Below are 20,428 nucleotides of genomic sequence, written 5' to 3'. Positions count from 1 at the left end.
TGCGATCTGGCCACGTGTGGGGAGGGGCTGCCCCACCGGATCCTGGCACACGTAACCCCCGAAGCCCGAAGACGGCCCGAGCGATTTCGGTGGTGCCGGGAGGCAGCTCAACTGACCTCGCTCGACGGTGGGTGCACTCGGCAACGACTCAGGGCCTGTCCAGGTGACCAGTCCATGGCATGGAATCGGTCAGCACCTACGATGCCAGCAATCCAAATCCGGATCCGCCATGGGTTCGTGGCGCGTTCGTCTGAGTAGGGCCGCGTCCAGGTGCTCGACCTGCACTCGGAGTTCGGCGGCGGCCCTTGGCGGTAGCAGATGCAGAGCCTCTTGCAGCTTGTCTCGAGCCCAGCCCTCGCCGCAGCATGGGCACGTGAACTCGGCCTCCCATCGCCTCCATCGGCGCTTGGTGCCTGACGGCACATCCGCCCCCGGGGCCCGGCGGTCCGCACTCGGCTCCCGACACCGGCAGAGGAACGCGACCTGGGCGTCGGCCCGTTGCGCGACCTTGAGGCGGACGGGCAGCCGTCCGCCCGCCACAGCTCATGACGTCGCCCTCAAGTGCCCCGCGCGGATGGCTTCTTGCGTGTTTCCAGCCGATTATTTCATTCGGTGAGTGATGTATTGCGGATGCGTCATCGCGTCGTTACGCTCCCCGGCGCCAGGCCTCCCGTCGCCGCCCCTGGTCGATCGGGCGCGGAGCGGGGGGAGTCGACAGCCGACCGGAGGAGTCCAGATGGGTGTCACGCGCAGGGTCTTCCTGCAGGCCGCGATCGCGGCCACCGCCGCGGGCGGGATCGGGGCCGCACAGACGGTGCTGGCCTCGCCGGCCGGAGCGGCCGGCAGCCCGCCGGGCGACGTGGTCGGCAAGATCACCGTCGGCTACCAGGGCTGGTTCGCGGGTACCGGCGACAGCGCACCGATCAACGGGTGGTGGCACTGGAGCCGCGACTGGGGCCGGCCGCCGTCCCGGACCAACACCGCCATCACCTGCTGGCCCGACATGCGTGAGTACGCCCACACGTACCAGACGGCGTACGGGAACCTGGGCAACGGCCAGCCGGCCACGCTGTTCTCCTCGTACGACCAGCAGACCGTCGACCTGCACTTCTCCTGGATGCAGCAGAACGCCATCGACACCGCGGCTCTCCAGCGCTTCAACCCGAACGGCGGTGAGGGGGCCACCCGCGACGCGATGGCGGCGAAGGTGCGCGGCTCCGCCGAGTCGCACGGCGTGAAGTTCTACGTCATGTACGACGTCTCCAACTGGTGGAACATGCAGTCCGAGATCAAGACGGACTGGACCACGAAGATGGCGGCGCACACGGCGTCACCGGCGTACGCGCGCCAGAACGGCAAGCCGGTCGTGTGCATCTGGGGCTTCGGCTTCAACGACGACAACCACCCGTTCCCGGCCGACGCCTGCCTGGACGTGATCAACTGGTTCAAGGCGCAGGGCTGTTATGTCATCGGCGGGGTGCCGCGCGAGTGGCGGACCGGCGGGGCGGGCACCAAGACCGGTTACACGGACGTGTACCACGCCTTCAACATGATCTCGCCGTGGATGGTCGGCGCGATCGGCAGTGCCGCGGAATCCGACAACGCCTACACCGCCTACACGGTCGGTGACGAGGCGGACTGCGTCGCGCACGGCATCGACTACCAGCCGTGCGTGCTGCCCGGCGACGTCTCGGGCCGACAGCGGGCGCACGGCGACTTCATGTGGCGGCAGTTCTACAACATGTGCCGGGCCGGGGTGCAGGGCATCTACATCTCGATGTTCGACGAGTACAACGAGGGCAACCAGATCGCGAAGACCGCCGAGACCCAGGCCTCGGTGCCGGCCGACTCCGGGTTCCTCGCCCTCGACGAGGACGGCACCTTCTGCTCCTCGGACTACTACCTGCGGCTCACCGGCGACGGCGGCCGGATGCTCAAGGGCCAGATCGCCCTGACCCCGGTCCGGCCCACCCCGCCCGTGGCCGGCGGCGACACCACCCCGCCCTCCGCGCCGGGGTCGCTCCAGGTCACCGGCCACAGCGACACCACGGTCGCGCTGTCCTGGAGCGCCGCCGCCGACAACGTCGGGGTCACCGGCTACCGGATCATGCGGGCCGACGGCTCTACCAGAACCCAGGCCGGTACCGCCACCGGGACCTCCTTCACCGTCACGGGGCTGAGCCCGTCCACCGCCTGCACCTTCGACGTGGTGGCGGCCGACGCGGCCGGGAACCTCTCCCGGCCCTCGAACCAGGTCTCCGTCACCACCGACGCCGGCTCGGGCACCACCGACCTGGCGCTGCACAGACCCACGTCGGAGAGCAGCCACACCCAGGTCTACGGATCGGGGAACGCCACTGACGGCGACCCCAACAGCTACTGGGAGAGCGCGAACAGCGCCTTCCCGCAGTGGCTCCAGGTGGACCTGCAAGCGGCCACCGCGATTCGCCGTCTGGTCCTGAACCTGCCGCCGTCCACGGCCTGGGGCACCCGCACCCAGACCCTGTCGGTGCTGGGCAGCACCGACGGCAACACCTTCACGACCCTGCTGTCCTCGACCGGTTGCACCTTCAATCCGGCGACGGGGAACACCGCGACCCTCACCCTGTCCGGCCCGGTCACCACCCGCCACGTGCGGCTGAACTTCACCGGCAACACCGGCTGGCCGGCAGGCCAGTGCTCGGGGCTCCAGATCTTCGGCGCCTGACCCACCCGGCCGGCCCGGGACGGACATCGACCCCGGGCCGGTCCGGCTGACGCCTCTTCAGGGCGTGAGCTCCGCGATCCGGGCGAACTGGTCCTGCGTCGCCGTCACCACCGCCCGGACCCGGTCCGTGGTCACCTCGGACGCGAACGGGATCCGGCGGTACACCGACGCGTTGCCGGTCACCGTGGCCCGGGTGACCCACTCCGAGCCGTCCCAGGTCTGCACAGGTGTCGGGGTACTGGTCTTCCGGCAGCTGCCCGCCACGTCCGCGGTCGCCTCGGTCGAGAGCGAAACGGTGCTGCACGTCGATGCCGACGCCGCGGACTGGCGGCTGGACGCACTCTCGGACGCCGAACGGGCCCGGCTGACCGTCACCGCACCGAGCAGACCCGCAGACGACGCTCCGTTGGACGCATTGGGCCGGGAGATCACCGCGGTGCTTGCGGTGGACGCCCGGGTGCCCGCCTCGGTCCTGGCCCGAAGCCTCGGGTACGCGGAGTCCACGGTCCGCCGGCATCTGACGGCCCTGTTCGCCCGCGGACACCTCCACACGCAGGTGATGGTCGATCGTCGACGCCTCGGCTTCGGTGTCGACGCCGACCTGCGCATGAAGGTGCCCGCCTCCCGCCTCCACGAGACGGGCACCCGACTTGCCGCTCATCCGGCCGTCCATGGAGCGGTGGCCACCACCGGCCTCGGCAACGTCAGCGTGGCCGTCTGGCTCGAGGATCTCGATCACCTCTATGCGTTCATCACCCGCGACCTGGCCGACCTCGACGTCGAGGACGTGGACACCGTCCTGATCGGTCGGGAACTGAGGCGCGTTGCGGCTCCACTTGCTCAGGCGAATGCCACAGGGACGCCCTGAACGGGCCGGGTGACGTCGGCCGGCGCCTCCGCGCCCACGTCAGCCGACGAGTACCGGCCCCCGATGTTCCCCACGGTCCTCGGTGCCGGCGAGCGGCTCTTGCCCGCAGGCGGCCCGCTCCGGCTCCCGTGCAGGGAACCGGAGCGGGCCGCGGGGACCGGTCATCCCGCCGGGCGCACCACGACCGTGTGGCTGCCCGGCGCGATGTCGTCCAGGTACACGTAGTCGCCGACGAGCCGGACACCGCGGGCCTTGGCCTTGGTGCCGTTCCAGACCGGGCGGTGGTCGAGGCGGACGCTGACCGCCAGGCCGTCGGTGGGCACGGCGACGGTGCCGCGGGTACCCCGGGGGCTCTCGCAGTTCAGCCTGAAGTGCGCGGGCCCGGTGCGCTGCCAGTCGGCGTCGAGCGGGCCGTGCGGGGTGGGCACCCGGCCGCGCGCCCAGGCCACGGAGCCGGGGTGCGGCACGAGCGACCACGTCGCGAAGCCGGGGGAGGTCGGCCGCAGGCCGAGCAGCTGGTTGGTCAGGGCCGGCAGGACGCCCGTCGACCAGCCGTGGGCCATGCTCGTGTAGGCGTCCTCGTACGGTGAGCCGTTCGGGCCGATGCCCTCCCAGTTCGTGATGCCGGGGTCGTGGGTGTGCATCCACCCGTAGGTGCGCCTGATCTGGTCGATCGCGGAGTCCGCCCGGCCGGTCTCGAAGCGTGCCACGAGTTCGGGATAGGAGGTGAAGGCGTAGACCCGCTGCGAGGCCCCGGCGAAGATCGTGTCGTTGTCCATGAAGGCATTGCCGTAGGGCAGCTTGGTCGTGCCGTCCAGATGGGCGAGGGCAAAGGCCGCGCGCTCGGGGCCGGCCACGCCGGAGGTGACGGCGATCGCGTTGCCGTCCTGCGCGTGGCGGACCGGGCCGGTGCCGGAGTCGAGGTAGGCGCCGGCGTCCGCGTCCCACAGGTGGGCGTTGACCGCGTCGGCGACGGTGCGGGCCCGCGCCGACCAGCGCGCGGCGTCCGCGTCGTGCCCCAGCAGCCGCGCGATCGCCGCCGCGTCGTCGAGCGCCTGCACGTAGTTGACGTTGTAGTAGGTGATCCGGCCGGAGCGCGGCAGGAAGGCGTAGTCCCCGTAGCCCGAGGTGTTGTTGAGGCCCTTGCTGAGCAGGCCTTCGGCGTCGGTGACGGACGGGTACCAGGTGTCGAGCACCTTCACCAGGTGCGGGTAGTAGGCGGCGGCGTAGCCGCGGTCCCCGGTGTAGAGGACGTAGTCCCAGCTGCAGGTGACCCACCACAGCGGATAGTCGAAGAGCGGCAGCGTGTAGCCGTTGATGGAGGCCGGGGGTATCCACCCGTCGGCGCGTTGGTGGTCCGCGAGGTCGGCCAGGACGTTGCGGGCGGCCTCAGGTGTGTCGTCGTGGGTGAGGTACATGGTGCGCGCGGAGACGGCGAGGTCGCCGATGTAGGGGTCCCGGTCGCGCTTTGCGCCGTCGTGCAGGACGAGTTTGCCGCGCAGCGAGGGCGTGTCGGCGCCGCGCGGGTCCACGTCACCGGCGCGGAAGGTGTCGGTGACCAGTTCATTGGTGTACGCGGCCCCGTACCAGTAGCGGTTGAGCTCGTCGTCGGAGCTCAGGAACCAGCCGCTGTAGGTGTCGGGGGTGCCCAGGTAAGCGCTGAAGTCCAGCCAGACCGAGTCGACGGCCACCTGCCCCCAGGGCAGCGCCACGGGGGCGTCCGCGGGGAGCGCGTCGAGACTGATCCTCAGATAGCGGAAGCCGTGCAGTCCGTCCGCGTAGACCTTGCCGTCCTTCTGGTAGCCCCCGCTGTCCGTCCAGTGGGCGCCGGAGGCCGGCACGGCGAACTGGTCGGTGCCGTGGCCGGGGGCTCCCGACTGGTCGGACCGGGTGAAGTCACTGCGGTCGCTGAGGTATTGGAGGGTCTCGGAGAAGGCCAGCCGTACGCCGGGGCTGTTCGCGGAGGCCCAGGCGAAGCGGACGTGCGGGTAGCCGACCACGACCTTGCCGAAGTCCAGGACGACACTGGGGATCTGCTCCACCGGCACGACCGCGGGCCAGACCTCGTTGACCCGGGTGAAGTTTCCCTTGGGGGTGTCCTGGTCCGCGGTGACGGTGATCCGGACGCGGCTGGTGGAGGCCGCGGCGTCGAACCGCACCGGGATCTGCACGGCGGAGTTCCCGGTGACGGTCGCGGCGGTCCGCCATGCACTGCCGTCCCAGGTCTCGACGGTGAAGTCACTGGGCACGCCGTCGGGGTTGGACAGCACGGTGATGCCCGCCAGGGTCACGGGGGCGGGAGTGGTGATCGTGAGGACGTCCGGATAGGCGGCGATCGTGTCGTCGTTCCAGAAGGTGTCGGGGTTGCCGTCGACGGCGTTGGACGCGTCGTAGGTTCGCGTATTGCCGTCGTTGCCGTTGTTCGGGGCGTGGGCGGAGGAGGCGGTCGCGGTGGTGCCCTCGGGCCATCGCCGGGGCGCGGTGGGTTCCGGGCGCTTGAGCACGGTGGGCTTGCCGTGGGGGCGCAGCAGCGCCTCCGGCTCGGTGACGTCACCCGTGGTGCGCAGCACGCGGACCGGGCGGACGGTGCGATCGGCGGGCGCCTGCACGTACTGGTGCCAACTGTGCGGGCCGGGCTGCCCGGTGCGGGCGGCGGCGCCGGTCTCCGCCTCGCGCGCGGCGGCCGGAACGGCGGAGACGGCCGTGAGGCCCGCCGCGGCAAGGGCGGCGCCGCCGATGCCCGCCTGGAGGACGGCACGGCGTTGCGGTCCGGAAGCCTGAGGGGTGTCTCGTCTGGGGTTGCTCGGCATCTGCGGCTCCTTGTAACGATTCAATCCCTGATTGCGGGATGAGGTTACAAGGGCGCCCGCGAAGCCGTCCAGAGGTGCGGCAAGGTCGGCGTCATGCCCGATTCAAGCCCCTCATGAGCGAATTGTGGGCGTGGCGTCGCGCCCCGCGGCGGTGCAGCCGGGTGTGCGCCGAACCCTCGCGAACGGAGAACGATTCAATCGGATCAGCCGTGACGGCCGTGGTCGCGGGCGGCGGGGCCGTGCGCCGGAACCCCCTGCCGTTGCCTCGACGGCGCCGGCGGACGGCACCCCGCGGAGCGCCCGTCGCGGGGTCGGTGCAGTTCACAGGCGTACACTTTGTGTGGGAAATCCGGGAACGGCGGTCCGGCACCGACCGTGATCCGCTTCCTGATCTGCCCCGGAGCCCTCGACCAGTGCTTCGGGACCGGTGACGTCTGCGGCACGGCTTTTTGCCGGCGCGGCCGGCACCCGACAGGGAGACAGCCCGCTCGGCCGGAACCGGCAGTGTGCGGGCGCGTCCCACCGCACATTCCCGGTGTGTACGGGCCCTGCCGGATCCAGTGTCCACACCGCGCACGGCCCGGAGGCATCCGATGAACCGCAAGCGCCCTGGAACGGGCCCGCTCACCGTGACCGTGTTCGTCTTCCCGGGCGTGCGGCTGCTCGATGTGACCGGTCCCATCGAGGTCTTCGCGACCGCGAACGACTTCGGCGCGCGCTACCGGGTGCAGATCGTCTCCGAGGACGGCGCGGAGGTGATCACCTCCGCCGGGACCCGGCTCGGCGCCGACCTGTCCGTCGACGACGTGCGTGAGCCCAGCGACGTGCTGGTGATCCCGGGCGGTCCCGAGTGGGAGACGCTGATCAAGGACGACGGTTTCCTGAACGCCGTCCGGCGGCTGAACGAGAAGAGCCGCTGCACGGCATCGGTGTGCACGGGGGCGTTCCTCCTCGCCGCGGCCGGCCTCCTGGACGGCCGTCGTGCCGCGACGCACTGGCGCTGGTCGCAGCAACTGGCCCTGCGCTTCCCCTCCGTGCAGGTGGTACCCGACGCCATCTTCGTCCGGGACGGGCAGTTGATGACATCGGCGGGCGTCACAGCAGGGATCGACCTGGCCCTGGCCGTCGTCGAGGAACACTACGGCGCGGACATCGCCCGGTCGGCTGCCAAGGACATGGTCGTGTTCATGCAGCGCCCGGGCGGCCAGTCCCAGTTCAGCGCCCGCTGCCAGGCCCCCCACACCCAGCAGGACACACTCCGCCGTGTCCTGGACGCGGTCGCCCAGGAACCCGGGGGCAACCACACGCTGACCGCGATGGCCCGCAGGGCGGGCGTCAGCGTCCGCCATGTGACCCGGCTCTTCTACGAAGAGGTGGGAACCACCCCGGCCCGCTATGTGGAACAGGTCAGGCTGGAAGCCGCCCAGGGGCTGCTGGAGCGGAGCGACGACTCCATGGCGGTCGTGGCGCGGCGCACGGGGTTCGGCTCACCCGAGTCGCTGCGCAGAGCGTTCGCGCGACACCTGGGTGTGACACCCGGCGCGTACCGGGCCCGCTTCCGGACGACCGGCGAGGGCACGAAGGACTGACACGACGGCCGGCCCCGCCACCGGGGCCCCGTCGCGTGGGCCGGCCCCCATCAGGACGTACGCGACGACCGTCGCAGAACCGGGCCGCCACGCCCCCGAGCCGGCACGAGTGACCGGCCCGCTGTCCCGCGCCCGTATGACGGCACATCACGGTGGCGATCCGTGGACGCTCGCCCTCTGGAGGGGCGCCTTGCCGCGTGACCCGAGGGTCCATGGCCCACCGGAACGGCGACTGCGCCTCAGGGGGTCCTGCCGGTCAGCGGGCCGAATGTGCGCCCTTGCTGTCCGTATCTGCGGCCAGCACACACGGCGCCTCGGGAGTTGAACGCAGAGGAAAGCACCCGAGGACCGGGACCGGCCAGAAGCGTCGCCTCGCACAGAGGCGTCAGAGGCGCAGGGCGGTGGCCCGACCGAGCAGAAGGCGATCAACGATGGCTTCGATCAGTCCGAGTCCCGTACCCGATCCGCGCAGATGGCGGGCGCTTGCGGTGATCTGTCTGGTGCAGGTGATGCTGCTGCTCGACGTGACCGTGGTCAATGTCGCCCTTCCACCCATCCAGCGGGACCTCGGCCTCACGACCACCGGCCTGGCATGGGTCGTCAACGGTTACACCGTCACCTACGGCGGACTGCTGATGCTGGGCGGCCGACTGGGTGACCTGCTCGGCCGCAGGCGCCTCTTCCTCGTGGGACTGGCGGTCTTCGCGCTCTCGTCGGCGAGCGCCGGTGTGGCCCAGCAGGCCGGTGTACTGGTCGCCAGCCGGTTCGCGCAGGGCATCGGCGCGGCACTCGTGAGCCCGGCGGCCCTGTCCCTGGTGACGCTGATGTTCACCCAGCGGCAGGAACGGGCGCGCGCGATGGCCATCTGGAGCGGCCTGGCGGGAGTCGGCGTGGCGCTGGGTGTCGTGCTGTCAGGCATCCTGACCGACATCGCCTCGTGGCGGTGGATCTTCTTCATCAACCTTCCCGTCGCCGCCTTCGCGTTCCTCGCCACGCCCAGGCTCGTCTCCGAGAGCCGGGCAGCCGCCAAGCGCGGCCGGCCCGACGTCCTCGGCGCCGTCCTGGTCACCCTCGGCCTGCTCCTGCTGGTGTTCGGCCTGCTGGAGAAGGCCGGCCACGCGTGGGTCTCGCTCCCCGTCCTCGGCTCGGTCGGGGTCGGCGTGCTCCTCCTGATCGGCTTCGTACTGGTCGAGGCCCGGGTGTCCGCGCCCCTGGTGCCCCTGTCGTTCCTGCGCTCGCGCAACCGGAGCATCGCCAACGTGGTGCGCATCTGCTACTACGTGGGCTTCGCCACCTTCTTCTTCTCGCTGAGCCTGTACGTGCAGCACACTCTGCGGTTCTCCCCGCTGGCGACCGGATTCGCCTTCATCCCCTTCGGGTTGGTGATCCTCTTCAGCGCGACGGTGCTGGCACCACGCCTCCTGCGCCGGTTCGGGCTGCGGATGCTCAACGGGGGAGGACTGGCGATCTCCACGGCCGGCTACCTGCTCCTCGCCGGTCTGAGCGCACACGGCACATATGCGGCCGATGTACTGCCCGGCCTGATTCTCGTGCCCCTCGGAGGCGGCCTGGTCCTGGTCGGGTCCACCGTCGCCGGGGTGGACGGCGCCACGGGTGAGGACGCGGGCATCGCCACCAGCATGAACAACGCGTCCATGCAGATCGGCAGCGCCCTCGGCCTGGCCGCCCTGGTCTCGATCGGCACCAGTCACGCCACCGTCCTGCGGCACGCGGGCCTCGACCCGATGACCGCCACCGTACGCGGCTACGCCCTCAGTTTCGCCATCGCCGCCTGCCTGACGGCCTTCGGCGCGGTGCTGGGCTTCTTCGGCATCCACCGCACGGTGGCCGAGGCCCCGGCGGTCCCGCGCACGTCCCGGCAGCCCGTGGCCTGATCCGCCCGCGACGGCGGGAACGTGAGCCCCCGGCCCGGGATGCCGGGGGTTCACGGACCCGACACCGCCCCCCACCTGACCGTTGGAAGGGAACCATGAACAACATCGCCGCAGACGGCGCCGACTTCACCGCGCCCGGCAACGGCCGGGACTGGCGCGTCGCATACTGCCCTCCCTCCGAACCGCCGCCGGGTACCCCGTACGGCGCGGAAGTGGTCTGTGTCGTCGGGGACCGGGTCCTCGTGGTCAGCGAGGACGGCCGGCGATGGCGCCTGCCCAGCAGTCGCCCCGAGCCGCGCGAGAGGTGCCGCGACACGGTGCGCCGGGAGGTCCGTGAGGAAGCCTGCGCCACGGTGACGGAGTACCGGCTCCTCGGGTTCAGCAGGGGCGTCTGCGTCCGGGGCCCGCAGAAGGGGCTGGTACTGATCCGGTCCATGTGGCGGGCGGAAGTGCGACTGGCTCCGTGGAACCCGCGCCGCGGGACGGCGCATCGCCGGCTCCTGCCCGTGGGAGAGGCGTTCCGGTCCCTGGCCATACCCGACGGCCTGGGCCCCTTCTACCGCAGGCTGTTCGCGCAGGCCGTCGTCTCGCGCACCGCCGTCCACCACCTCTGACCGGCCGTCCGGTCACGTGCCCGACGTCAGGGGCGGTCCCCGTGGGGACCGCCCCTGATCGTGTGCGTCCCTGGAACCGCCGGCGGCCGGGCAGGGCGCCGACAGACAGCAGGACACCCCTCGGACGCGGGTCCGAGGGGTGTCCGTGCCGACGGTCCGGTCAGCGGAAGGCGGAATCCACCAGATCCTTCTGCTCGCCGGCATGGCGCCGGGCGGAGCCCACGGCGGGGGCCGGGGCCTCCGGCCTGCTGACCCAGGTCACGGGACGGCCCGCCACCCGGTCCAGGTGCGGCGCCACGAAGGACCGCGCCCCCTGGTTCTCCGGCTCCTCCTGCACCCACCGCACCTCGGCATCCGCAGGGAAGCGGGCGAGCTCCGCGCCGAGCTCCTCCTCAGGGAACGGGTAGAGACGCTCCAGGCGGACGATCGCGGTGTCCGACAGCCCCGAGTCCCGCCGGCGGGCGTCCAGGTCGTAGAAGACCTTGCCCGAGCACACCAGCACCCGCCTGATCCCGGCGGTGTCGGTGGTCGCGTCCGGGACGACCGCACGGAACGCCCCCGTGGTGAACTCCGACAGGCCGGAGGTGGCCGCCTTCAGCCGCAGCATCGACTTGGGGGTGAAGACGACCAGCGGCCTCTTGCGCGCATCGAGGGCCTGCTGCCGCAGCAGATGGAAGTAGTTGCCCGGCAGCGAGGGCATGGCGACGGTCATGTTCCCCCGCGCGCACAGCTGGAGGAAGCGCTCGATCCTGGCGGAGGAGTGGTCCGGCCCCTGTCCCTCCAGGCCGTGCGGCAGCAGCAGCGTCACCCCGGAGCGCTGTCCCCACTTCTGCTCGGACGACGCGATGTACTCGTCGACGACGGTCTGGGCGCCGTTGACGAAGTCGCCGAACTGCGCCTCCCACAGCACCAGGGTCTCGGGCCGGGCCACCGAGTAGCCGTACTCGAAGGCCAGCGCGGCCAGTTCGGACAGCATCGAGTCGTAGGGCGTGAAGTCCGCCGCCTGCGCGCCGAGGGAGCTCAGCGGCGTGTGCTCCACGCCGGTGCGCCGGTCGGTGAGCACCGCATGGCGCTGGCCGAAGGTGCCGCGGCGGGAGTCCTGTCCCGACAGCCGTACCGGAACCCCGTCGAGCAGCAGGGAGCCGAGGGCCAGGGTCTCCGCGGTGGCCCAGTCGACCGTTCCCGCGTCCAGCATCGCGGTTCGCCGCTGGAGCTGCGGCAGAACGCGCGGGTGCACGGTGAAGCCCTGCGGCATCCCTGTCTGGGACGCGATGACCTGACGGGCCGTCGACTCCGTGATGGCGGTCGCCGCCCGCGGCGCGGGCTCGTCCCCGGCGGCCGGGGAGGTGCCGGGTCCGGCGGGCTCCGACGCCGCGTGGGTCTCGACGAAGGCCTGCTCGAGATGCGCCTGGTAGTCCCGCAGCGCGCCCTCCACCTGCCGTTCCCCGATGTCCCCGCGACGGACCAGCGCCTCGGCGTAGAGCTTGCGCACTGAAGGCCTGGCGTCGATGCGGTCGTACATCGCCGGCAGCGTGATGGACGGGTCGTCGACCTCGCTGTGCCCGTTGCGCCGGTAGCAGATCAGGTCGATGACGACGTCCTTGCCGAACGTCTGGCGGTAGTCGAAGGCCATGCGCGCGGCCCTGACGACGGCCTCGGGGTCGTCCCCGTTGACGTGGAGGACCGGGGCCTCGACCGTCCTGGCCACATCGGTGGCGTAGGTGCTCGAACGACCGCTGGCGGGCGATGTCGTGAAGCCGACCTGGTTGTTGATGACGACGTGAACCGTTCCGCCGGTGCGGTACCCCGGCAGCTGTGACATGTTCAGCGTCTCGGCGACCACGCCCTGACCGGCGAACGCGGCATCGCCGTGGACGACGACCGGCAGTACGGCAAGGGCTTCGCCGCCGTCCGCGGCGAGGTCCTGCCTGGCGCGTACGACTCCCTGGGCGACCGGCCCCACGATCTCCAGATGCGAGGGGTTCGCCACGACGGAGACGGCGATCTCGCTGCCGTCCAGGGCACGGTAGATGCCCTCCGCGCCGAGGTGGTACTTCACGTCGCCGGATCCCTGGACCGACCGGATGTCCACCGCGTCCTCGAACTCGTGGAAGATCTCCGCGTAGGACTTGCCGATGATGTTGGCCAGGACATTGAGCCGGCCCCGGTGCGCCATCCCGATGACGGCTTCACCCACACCGTGCCTGATGGAGCGGAGCAGCAGGGCGTCGAGGAGCACGATCGCCGATTCCCCGCCCTCCAGCGAATACCGCTTCTGACCCACGTACTTGGTCTGCAGGAACGTCTCGAAGGCCTCGGCAGCGCCCAACCGGTAGAGGATCTGCAGCTGTTCGGCGCGGTCCGGCCGGGGCTGCGCCGATTCGACGCGCTGCTGGATCCACCGGCGTTCCCCGGAAGCCTTGATGTGCATGTACTCGGCACCGACGGAGCGGCAGTACGCGTCCCGCAACGTGTCCAGCACCTGGCGAAGAGTCATCGAGTCGCGCCCGGCGAACCCGTCGACGACGAAGTCCCTGTCCAGGTCCTCGTCCCCGAGCCCGAACGCCGCGAGGTCGAGCTCCGGGTGCGCGACGGCGTGCTTCGCCGCGAGCGGGTCGGTGTCGGCCACCAGGTGCCCGCGCACCCGGTACGCGTCGATCAGCGCCGCGACGCGGACCGCCTTGAGCGCCGCGTCGCCCGCGCCGTCCGGCGCGGCGGTCGCCGCGGGCCGCGCCTGCCGGACGATCGCGGACGCCGGGACGGCGAAGAAGTCCCGCCAGGTCTGGTCGACCGACCCCGGGTCCTCCAAGTAGCGTTTGTACTGCTCGTCCACGAGCCATTCGTTGAGACCGAATTCCAGTCCGTGGAGCACCGGCTCCCCGGCGTGTGACTGCGACACCATTGGGTGGTCGCCTTCTTTCCTCACTCGGAGCGATGGATGGTGGACGCGGCCGGTCCCCTTGGCCGTTACCCCATGGCGTCCAAGGACCTCGGTTCCACTGCTCGTCGTTGAGGCGAACCCATCCGCCGTGTCGCACGATCGACGCTACGACGGTGCGGGGACCGGCAGGGAGAGCCGGACGTGCCACAACGGCGGCACATCCGGACATCGCATCCGGCGGGCGGTCACCCGGGGGCGCCTGCGGGGGAGGGCATGGTCCAGTCCGGAGACGGTGTGATGAACCCGGTCGCGCAGAGTGAGGTCCGCTGGCCAGGAGGACGGCCTCCCGGCGGCACGCCGCCGCCTGCCCCCGGACCCGGCGGGCAGCGCGGCGGACGCGACGTCCAGCGGGAGCGTGGGCGGCACCACCCGTCGTGTCCTGAAGTGAGGCCGTCGTGGCACACGCTGTTATACGCCGCGCTCGGAAAACCGCCATAGCCTCCTTGGGCCAGCGAGCCAACGGGCCGACGGACTCGGCCGCGACCCGCGAGCCGTTGTGCGTGGGCCCACGCCGCCGGCAGACCACCGACGGTGCCCCCACGACGAGGAAAGAGGCGTTCTACGCCGTGCCGCCCCACCCGAGCAGTGCCCGAGCCATCCCGACCACGGACGACGCGGGCCCGAGACGTCCCGTACATGCCCGTCCCCGGCCGCCCAGGGCCGCAAGGCCGGGGCGGCCGCTGCTCGTCCCCGGCTGGTTCGCGGCCGTCATGGGCACCGGGATCGTCGCCAACGCGGCGGTGACCCTGCCGCGGGGCTTCCCCGGACTGCGGGGCGCCGCGACGGTGGTCTGGGCGGGGGCCGCGCTGCTGCTCGTCGTACTCACCGCCGGATACCTCCGGCAGCGGGCGTTGCGCCACCACGTCACCGACCCGGCGCTGTCCCCGTTCTTCGGCGCGCCGCCCATGGCCCTGCTGATCGTGGGCGCCGGAACGCTGCTGCTCGGCAGGCGGATCATCGGGGCGCGGGCGGCGCTGGACGTGGACTGGGTCCTGTGGTCGGCCGGTACCGCGCTCGGCCTCGTGACGGCCTGCGCCCTGCCGTACCTGATGGTCACCCGGCACCGGTACGGACCGGACGCCGCGTTCGGCGGCTGGCTCATGCCGGTCGTGCCGCCGATGGTGTCGGCCGCGACGGGGGCACTGCTCGTGCCGCACGCGCCGGCGGGCCAGCCACGGCTGGCCCTCCTGCTGGCCTGCTACGCGATGTTCGGGCTCGGCCTGGTGGCGATACTGCTGGTGCTCGCCATGGTGTACAGCCGCCTGGTGCACCATGAGGCCCCCACCGGCGCGGTGGTTCCCACGGTGTGGATCGGCGTGGGAGCGCTGGGACAGTCGGTGACGGCACTGGGCGCGCTGGCCACGGCGGCACCGAGCGCGCTGCCCGCACCCTACGCGCGGGGTGCCGCCGTCTTCGCGCTGTTCGGCGGCCTCGGGGTGTGGGGCTTCGCCATGCTGTGGCTGGTGCTCGCGGCGGCCCTGACCGTACGGGAGGTCCGGGCGGGGCTGCCTTTCGCGCCCACCTGGTGGTCCTTCATCTTCCCCCTCGGCGCCTGCGTCACCGGGACCGGCGCCCTCGCCGTCCGCACCGGCTCCCAGCTGTTCGTCTGGGCCGCCGTCGGCTTCTACGCACTGCTCGTCGCCGCCTGGGCCGTGGTGGCCTGGCGCTCCCTGCACCACGCCGCGGGGTACGCGGCCAGGCCGTGAGGCAGGCGGTAGGCCCTCGCTCCGGCGGGCGGTCCCGGCTGTGGCGCGCATCACATCGTCCTCATGTCACGGATCGGGCGGCTGCCTCCATCTGGTGCTCGTCAACAGCAGGCGGAGGAAGGCGGAGCGATGAGCGCACAGCAGGAGACCGGCAGAGCGGGTGTCCACCGGGTCCTGATCCTGGGGGCGGGTTACGCGGGCTTGGCCGCGGCCGTCCAGCTCGCGGCCCGGGTCGGCCGGCGCGAGGACGTCCAGGTGACCCTCGTCAACGCGCAGGAGCGGTTCACCGAGCGCATGCGGCTGCACATGACGGGCACCGGGCAGCAGGTCGCCGAATGGAGCGTCCCGCAACTGCTGGCCGGCACGGGCGCGCGGTTCGTGCGCGGCTGGGTGACGGCGGTGGACGCGGACGCGAGGACGGTGCGGATCGACGACGACCGGGACCTGCACTACGACACGCTCGTCTACGGACTGGGCAGCGTGGCCGACACGGCGTCGGTGCCGGGGGTCGCGGACCACGCGTACACCCTGAACAGCTCGATGGACGCCGAGGCGCTGGCCGGCCGGCTGGCGCGGCTCGGCCACGGCACGGTGGTCGTCGCCGGCACCGGGCTGACCGGCGTCGAGTCGGCCGCGGAGATCGCCGAGCGGCACCCCGGGCTGAAGGTCGTTCTGCTGGGGCGGGCCGAGCCCGGCGCGTCCCTGGGGCCGAAGGCCGGGGCATATCTGCGGTCCGCGCTCGACCGGCTGGGCGTCCAGGTGCGCAGCGGGGTCGAGGTGGCGAAGGTCCTGCCCGGCGTGGTCGAGCTGACGGGTGGTGAGTCCGTCGCCGCCGACGCGGTCGTCTGGGCCAGTGGTACCCGGGTGTCGCCGCTGGCGGCCGCCGCCGGACTGACCGTCGACGAGCGCGGCCGTATCGTCACCGACGCCGCACTGCGCTCGCTGTCGCACCCGGACGTGTACGCGGTGGGTGACGCGGCCGCGATCCGCCAGGGCTACGGCGTCATGCACGGCACCTGCCAGGGCGGCATGCCGACCGGTGTGCACGCCGCGGTCTCGATCGTTCGCGCCTTGCGGGGCAAGCGGCCCAAGCCGTTCCGCTTCGGCTACTACCACACACCGGTGAGCCTGGGACGGCACGACGCGGTCGTGCAGTTCACCCGCCCCGACGACAGCCCGCGACGCATTCATCTGACGGGCCCAACGGCCACCTGGTACAAGGAGTGGGTGACCGCCTCGCCCTGGCCGACCTACGGCCGCATGAAGAAGATGCCCGCCTCGGGCGCGTTCTGGCCCCGTGGAGGGCGTTTCACCCGGATACGGCAGGCGCGGTGAACCACGTGCCCGCGGACGTCGATCAGCAGGTGTTCCACCGCCATCGCAACCTGCTGTTCTCTGTGGCCTACCGTTTCCTCGGCACCGCGGCCGATGCCGAGGACGCGGTCCAGGACGCCTGGATCAAGTGGTCTGCCGCCGACCGTACGCAGGTGGCCGACCCCAAGGCGTATCTGACGCGGATCGTGTCGAACCTGGCACTGGAACGGCTGCGCTCCACGCGGCACAAGCGGGAGACCTATGTCGGCCCGTGGCTTCCGGAGCCCATCCTCACCAGCCGCGACACCGCCGAAGTCGTCGCGGACGCCGAGTCGGTGTCGATGGCGATGCTGGTGGTGCTGGAGACGCTGAGCCCGCTCGAGCGCGCGGTGTTCGTGCTGAAGGAGGTCTTCGACTTCAGCCATGCCGACATCGCGGAGGCGGTGGAGCGCTCCGAGACCGCGGTGCGGCAGGCCACGCACCGTGCTCGTGAACATGTGCGGGCCCGGCGGCCGCGCTTCACCGCCGACCGGTCACGGCAGCGCGAGGTCACCGAGCGGTTCTTCACCGCCGCGACCGGTGGTGACGTCAACGCCCTGATGGAACTGCTGTCCCCGGACGTGACCTTGTGGACCGACGGAGGCGGCAAGGTCCGCCAGGCCCTGCGCCCGGTCGTGGGCGCGCCGACGGTCGCCGCCTGGTTCGCGGCCATGGGCACCGTCAGCTACCAGGGCATCGAGCCCGCGGACATGAAGGCCGAGCTCGTCGAGATCAACGGCGGACCGGGCATGCTGTTCAGCGGACCGGGCCGCGTGATCGCCACCGTCACCTTCGACTTCGACGCCGAAGGCCGCGTCACCGCCATCCACAACGTGGCCAACCCGGACAAGCTCCGGGCCGTCGCCGGCGGCACGGCTCACGGGATCGGGGTGCGATGAGCCCGCCGGCCGGTAGGGGAGCGATGATGTGCGCATGGCGCTGTCGACGGAGCTGACGGACTTGCTGGGCGTGCGGCACCCCATCGTGCTGGCGCCGATGGGCGGTTCGGCCGGGGGCGCGCTGGCGGCGGCCGTCTCCGGGGCGGGCGGTCTCGGCCTGCTGGGCGGTGCGTTCGGGGACCGGGCCTGGCTGGAGCGGGAACTGCCGATCGTCGCGGCGGGCACCGGCCGGCCGTGGGGTGTCGGCTTTCTGGCCTGGGCGGTGGATGCCGGCGCGGTGGAGCGGGCCCTTGAGTTCGGCCCCGCGGCGGTGATGTTGTCCTTCGGCGACCCGGGCCCGTTCGCCGACCGGATCCGAAGGTCGGGCGCCGTTCTGATCGTCCAGGTCACGGATCTGGACGAGGCCCGGCGGGCAGTGGACGTGGGTGCCGACGTCATCGTGGCGCAGGGAACCGAGAGCGGCGGCCACGGTGCCCGCCGCGGGCGGTCCACACTGCCGTTCGTACCGCTCGTGGTGGACCTCGCGGCTCCGGTACCGGTCCTGGCGGCCGGCGGGATCGCCGACGGCCGGGGTGTCGCCGCGGCCCTGGCCCTGGGGGCCGCCGGGGCTCTCATCGGCACCCGCTTCCAGGCGACGACCGAAGCGCTGGTCGATCCCTCCGTCAGCCAGGCCATCATCGAAGGACGCGGACAGGACACCGAACGCAACAGCGTGCTGGACATCGCCCGCGGCGCGGGCTGGCCGACCGGGAAGTACACCGCCCGTACGCTCGGCCACCCCTACCTCGACCGATGGCGCGGCCGGGAGGCCGAACTGGCCGACGACCGCCGGGCCCGTCAGGACTACCGGGACGACGTGGCACGAGGGGCGATTCCTCCCCTGCCGGTCTGGGCGGGCGAGGCGGTCGACCTCATCACCGACCTGCCGTCCGCGGCCGACCTCGTCACCACGCTGGCCGCTCAGGCCGAGGCCGCGCTGACCAGGGCCGGAAGGCTTCGGCCCGGCAGCGGGACCGAGTCCTGAACACGGTGCGGCGGAGCCATCCCCTGCGGGCCGCCTGCCACGCCAGTTGCATGCGGCTCGAGGCACCCGTGAGGGTCATCAGCCTGGCAGCCGCCTTCTCCGTGGCGCCGTCGATGAGGAGTGTGAGGATCTTGGGTGGCCTTCCACCGCGTGGAGTCGATGACCGATCTGGCCGCCGCGACCGCCCTGTCCGTCAGCCGGATCTCGCGCGTCGCGGACGCGATGCAGACACGGGGCTGGGTGGTGAAGCAGCGCGATGCCAACGATGCCCGCGGGAGCGTGGCGAGCCTGACAGCCGAAGGCTCGCGGCGCTGCAGTCCGCGTATCCGACGAATCTGGCGAGTGCCCGCAAGCGCGTCATCGATCACCTGGACGCGGCCGCGCTCGCCGGCTTCGTCGAGCAGATCGAAACCATCGCCGCCCGACTCGACCGATCCGCCCGGGGGATCGGCCCTCGCCGGGAGGAACGCGATCTAATTCGTCGCCGAGTCGAAGGTCCGGTACAAAGCCTGATGGGCGAGGGACTGGAATTCGTCACCGCCGCTCAGCGCCCGGATCACCTCGGCGCAGTAAAGGACGTGCTCCCGCCTGTTCGTCCGGCCGCCCAAGGAATCCGCGAGCAGCCCTCGGGGGGCCGGGAGTTCCAGCACCCGGAGCACGCGGGTGAAGGTGTCCACGAGGTCGATCCCCTCACCAACCTCTTCAAGGATCTCCCCGAGCGGGTTCGCGGAGCCTTCCTGGCGCGCCTGGCGCAGCATCCGGCAGCATCGGTCCAGGGAATCCAGGTCCGCCCGCCTGATGCCGACGGGATGGAGGCGGGGCAGCGGCGGGTCGCCCGAGCCGTCGGGGTCTTCGTGGTTCTCGTGGTCGCTCTGCCCGGAGTGGCACTCCCAGATCAACCTGCGGAGCCGCGCGGGGAACGATCGCAGGATTGCCCCGTAACTGGAGTACGCGGTGTCCACCGCGTCGATCTGGTGGCCGGAAATCTCGCCTCGGTACCAGAAGTGCAGTGAATGCAGCAGCGGCTCTTCGACGCTACGGAACGTGGAAGCGAAGACGGGGTCTTCCGGTACCAGGATGTGTGATGGAATGTCCGGCTCCATTCGCACGGCAGGCCCAAGGCCCAAAAGGCCGGGGGTGAGACTGTACCGCCAGGGCGGGGCGGTCCCCGCACGGGTGACGCGTCGTGCGGCAGAATCCAGCGATATGCGCGCACGCAAGCAACTCATGTGCTTGCTGTCGATGACGTTGTGCTCTCGTGCCGGGATAGTGGCACCGCGCACGACCCCTGGAGAGAGCGCGATTCGGGCAACTCTGGCGCACGCGCGCCGCCAGGTGGGCTGCCGCCGTTCCCTGCCGATGACCGGGTCGGCCGTCGGGTTCCGCCGGCAGGAGCCGTCCGGAGCCGAACGCCATGCCCGAGGCCGCGCACCACACGTACGCCGTGTTCCGGCCGTTCAGCGCGGTGCCTCGGGGGAGCTCGTCATGCCCGTCGGCACGAACAGGTCGCGCACCCGGAACGAGGCGTCGTCGCCGGCGAGGACGCCGGTCGGGCGGCGTACGGCGAAGACCAGGGTGCGCCTCCCGCCTGGGCCGGCAACGCGATCCAGCGCGCCTCCCGCGCGGCCGCCGTCAGACGCCAGGTCATCGAGAGCACATGACCGCCGTCGGCGGGACGGGCAGGGGGACGCCCTGCGGATCGTCCTCGGCCGGATCGGCGTCAGGCAGCGCCGCCGCCCGGTGGAAACCGTCCGTGAACGCCGCCCAAGCCATCTCCGGCCCGGTGTTTCCGAGTGCCTCGTAGGCGTCGACGGTGTGGCTGTCGTCACGCGCGCACGCGTCGTCGTCGCGCGATGACATGCTGCACACAGTGTGCCTCGCGATGCGAGGTCGGGTGAGGGCGTGCATGCGTGACCTGTCCGGCGGCAGCCGGGCGCGCAGCAAGCGGTCTGATTAGGCTGAATACGACACCTATCTGTCGGTGGTCCTCGACGCGGAACCACTGACGACAGCCGACCCGCA

At 71.6% G+C, this 20,428-nt stretch carries 14 protein-coding genes; 10 read left to right on the top strand and 4 right to left on the bottom strand.

Annotated elements, in window-relative coordinates:
• The first annotated feature begins 736 nt into the window (after positions 1–736).
• Both RV983_RS02525 and RV983_RS02520 read left to right on the top strand, forming a co-directional pair.
• Complete coding sequence (locus RV983_RS02525; RefSeq protein WP_475984100.1) at positions 737–2,707, top strand: glycoside hydrolase family 99 protein; 1,971 nt, start codon at positions 737–739, stop codon at positions 2,705–2,707.
• A gap of 64 nt (positions 2,708–2,771) precedes the next feature.
• Entirely contained in the window at positions 2,772–3,575 is an 804-nt protein-coding gene (locus tag RV983_RS02520; protein WP_475984099.1) for an Lrp/AsnC family transcriptional regulator, read from the top strand.
• A 161-nt stretch (positions 3,576–3,736) separates the two neighbouring features.
• On the opposite strand, the gene RV983_RS02515 is transcribed toward RV983_RS02520, so the two are convergent.
• On the bottom strand, positions 3,737–6,385 hold the full coding sequence (locus tag RV983_RS02515; protein WP_475984098.1) for an alpha-L-rhamnosidase-related protein: 2,649 nt from the start codon (positions 6,383–6,385) through the stop codon (positions 3,737–3,739).
• Between the two features lie 593 nt (positions 6,386–6,978).
• On the opposite strand from RV983_RS02515, the gene RV983_RS02510 reads away from it, so the two are divergent.
• From RV983_RS02510 to RV983_RS02500, 3 genes are all read left to right on the top strand, one after another.
• Entirely contained in the window at positions 6,979–7,974 is a 996-nt protein-coding gene (locus RV983_RS02510; RefSeq protein ID WP_475984097.1) for a GlxA family transcriptional regulator, read from the top strand.
• 431 nt (positions 7,975–8,405) lie between these two features.
• Positions 8,406–9,869 carry an MFS transporter gene (locus RV983_RS02505; protein ID WP_475984096.1) on the top strand — a complete coding sequence of 488 codons (1,464 nt, stop codon included), beginning with the start codon at positions 8,406–8,408 and terminating at the stop codon, positions 9,867–9,869.
• Between the two features lie 95 nt (positions 9,870–9,964).
• On the top strand, positions 9,965–10,483 hold the full coding sequence (locus tag RV983_RS02500) for an NUDIX hydrolase (RefSeq protein ID WP_475984095.1): 519 nt from the start codon (positions 9,965–9,967) through the stop codon (positions 10,481–10,483).
• A gap of 160 nt (positions 10,484–10,643) precedes the next feature.
• Here the strand turns inward: RV983_RS02500 and RV983_RS02495 are convergent, their stop codons facing one another.
• Positions 10,644–13,385, bottom strand: a complete 2,742-nt coding sequence (locus tag RV983_RS02495) for a multifunctional oxoglutarate decarboxylase/oxoglutarate dehydrogenase thiamine pyrophosphate-binding subunit/dihydrolipoyllysine-residue succinyltransferase subunit (protein ID WP_475984094.1) — start codon at positions 13,383–13,385, stop codon at positions 10,644–10,646.
• A 605-nt stretch (positions 13,386–13,990) separates the two neighbouring features.
• On the opposite strand from RV983_RS02495, the gene RV983_RS02490 reads away from it, so the two are divergent.
• From RV983_RS02490 to RV983_RS02470, 5 genes are all read left to right on the top strand, one after another.
• A complete protein-coding gene (locus RV983_RS02490) occupies positions 13,991–15,130 on the top strand; it encodes a TDT family transporter (RefSeq protein WP_475990200.1) in 1,140 nt (379 codons plus the stop codon).
• Positions 15,131–15,259: 129 nt separating this feature from the next.
• Positions 15,260–16,465: an NAD(P)/FAD-dependent oxidoreductase gene (locus RV983_RS02485; protein WP_475984093.1), complete on the top strand. Its 1,206-nt coding sequence runs from the start codon at positions 15,260–15,262 to the stop codon at positions 16,463–16,465.
• On the top strand, positions 16,462–17,382 hold the full coding sequence (locus RV983_RS02480) for an RNA polymerase sigma-70 factor (RefSeq protein WP_475984092.1): 921 nt from the start codon (positions 16,462–16,464) through the stop codon (positions 17,380–17,382). Before RV983_RS02485 ends, RV983_RS02480 begins: the two co-directional genes overlap by 4 nt.
• A gap of 34 nt (positions 17,383–17,416) precedes the next feature.
• Positions 17,417–18,406 (top strand): NAD(P)H-dependent flavin oxidoreductase, encoded by a 990-nt coding sequence (locus RV983_RS02475; RefSeq protein WP_475984091.1) that lies wholly within the window; start codon positions 17,417–17,419, stop codon positions 18,404–18,406.
• Positions 18,407–18,541: 135 nt separating this feature from the next.
• Positions 18,542–18,883 (top strand): MarR family winged helix-turn-helix transcriptional regulator, encoded by a 342-nt coding sequence (locus RV983_RS02470; RefSeq protein WP_475984090.1) that lies wholly within the window; start codon positions 18,542–18,544, stop codon positions 18,881–18,883.
• On the opposite strand, the gene RV983_RS02465 is transcribed toward RV983_RS02470, so the two are convergent.
• Together RV983_RS02465 and RV983_RS02460 are read right to left on the bottom strand one after the other, a co-directional pair.
• Positions 18,880–19,509 carry a hypothetical protein gene (locus RV983_RS02465; RefSeq protein ID WP_475984089.1) on the bottom strand — a complete coding sequence of 210 codons (630 nt, stop codon included), beginning with the start codon at positions 19,507–19,509 and terminating at the stop codon, positions 18,880–18,882. The genes RV983_RS02470 and RV983_RS02465 overlap by 4 nt on opposite strands.
• Before the next feature lie 541 nt (positions 19,510–20,050).
• Complete coding sequence (locus RV983_RS02460; RefSeq protein WP_475984088.1) at positions 20,051–20,266, bottom strand: hypothetical protein; 216 nt, start codon at positions 20,264–20,266, stop codon at positions 20,051–20,053.
• Between the last annotated feature and the right edge of the window lie 162 nt (positions 20,267–20,428).

This window comes from Streptomyces sp. RLA123 (genome assembly GCF_056270165.1).
This window is presented reverse-complemented; position numbering and strand designations above follow the sequence as displayed.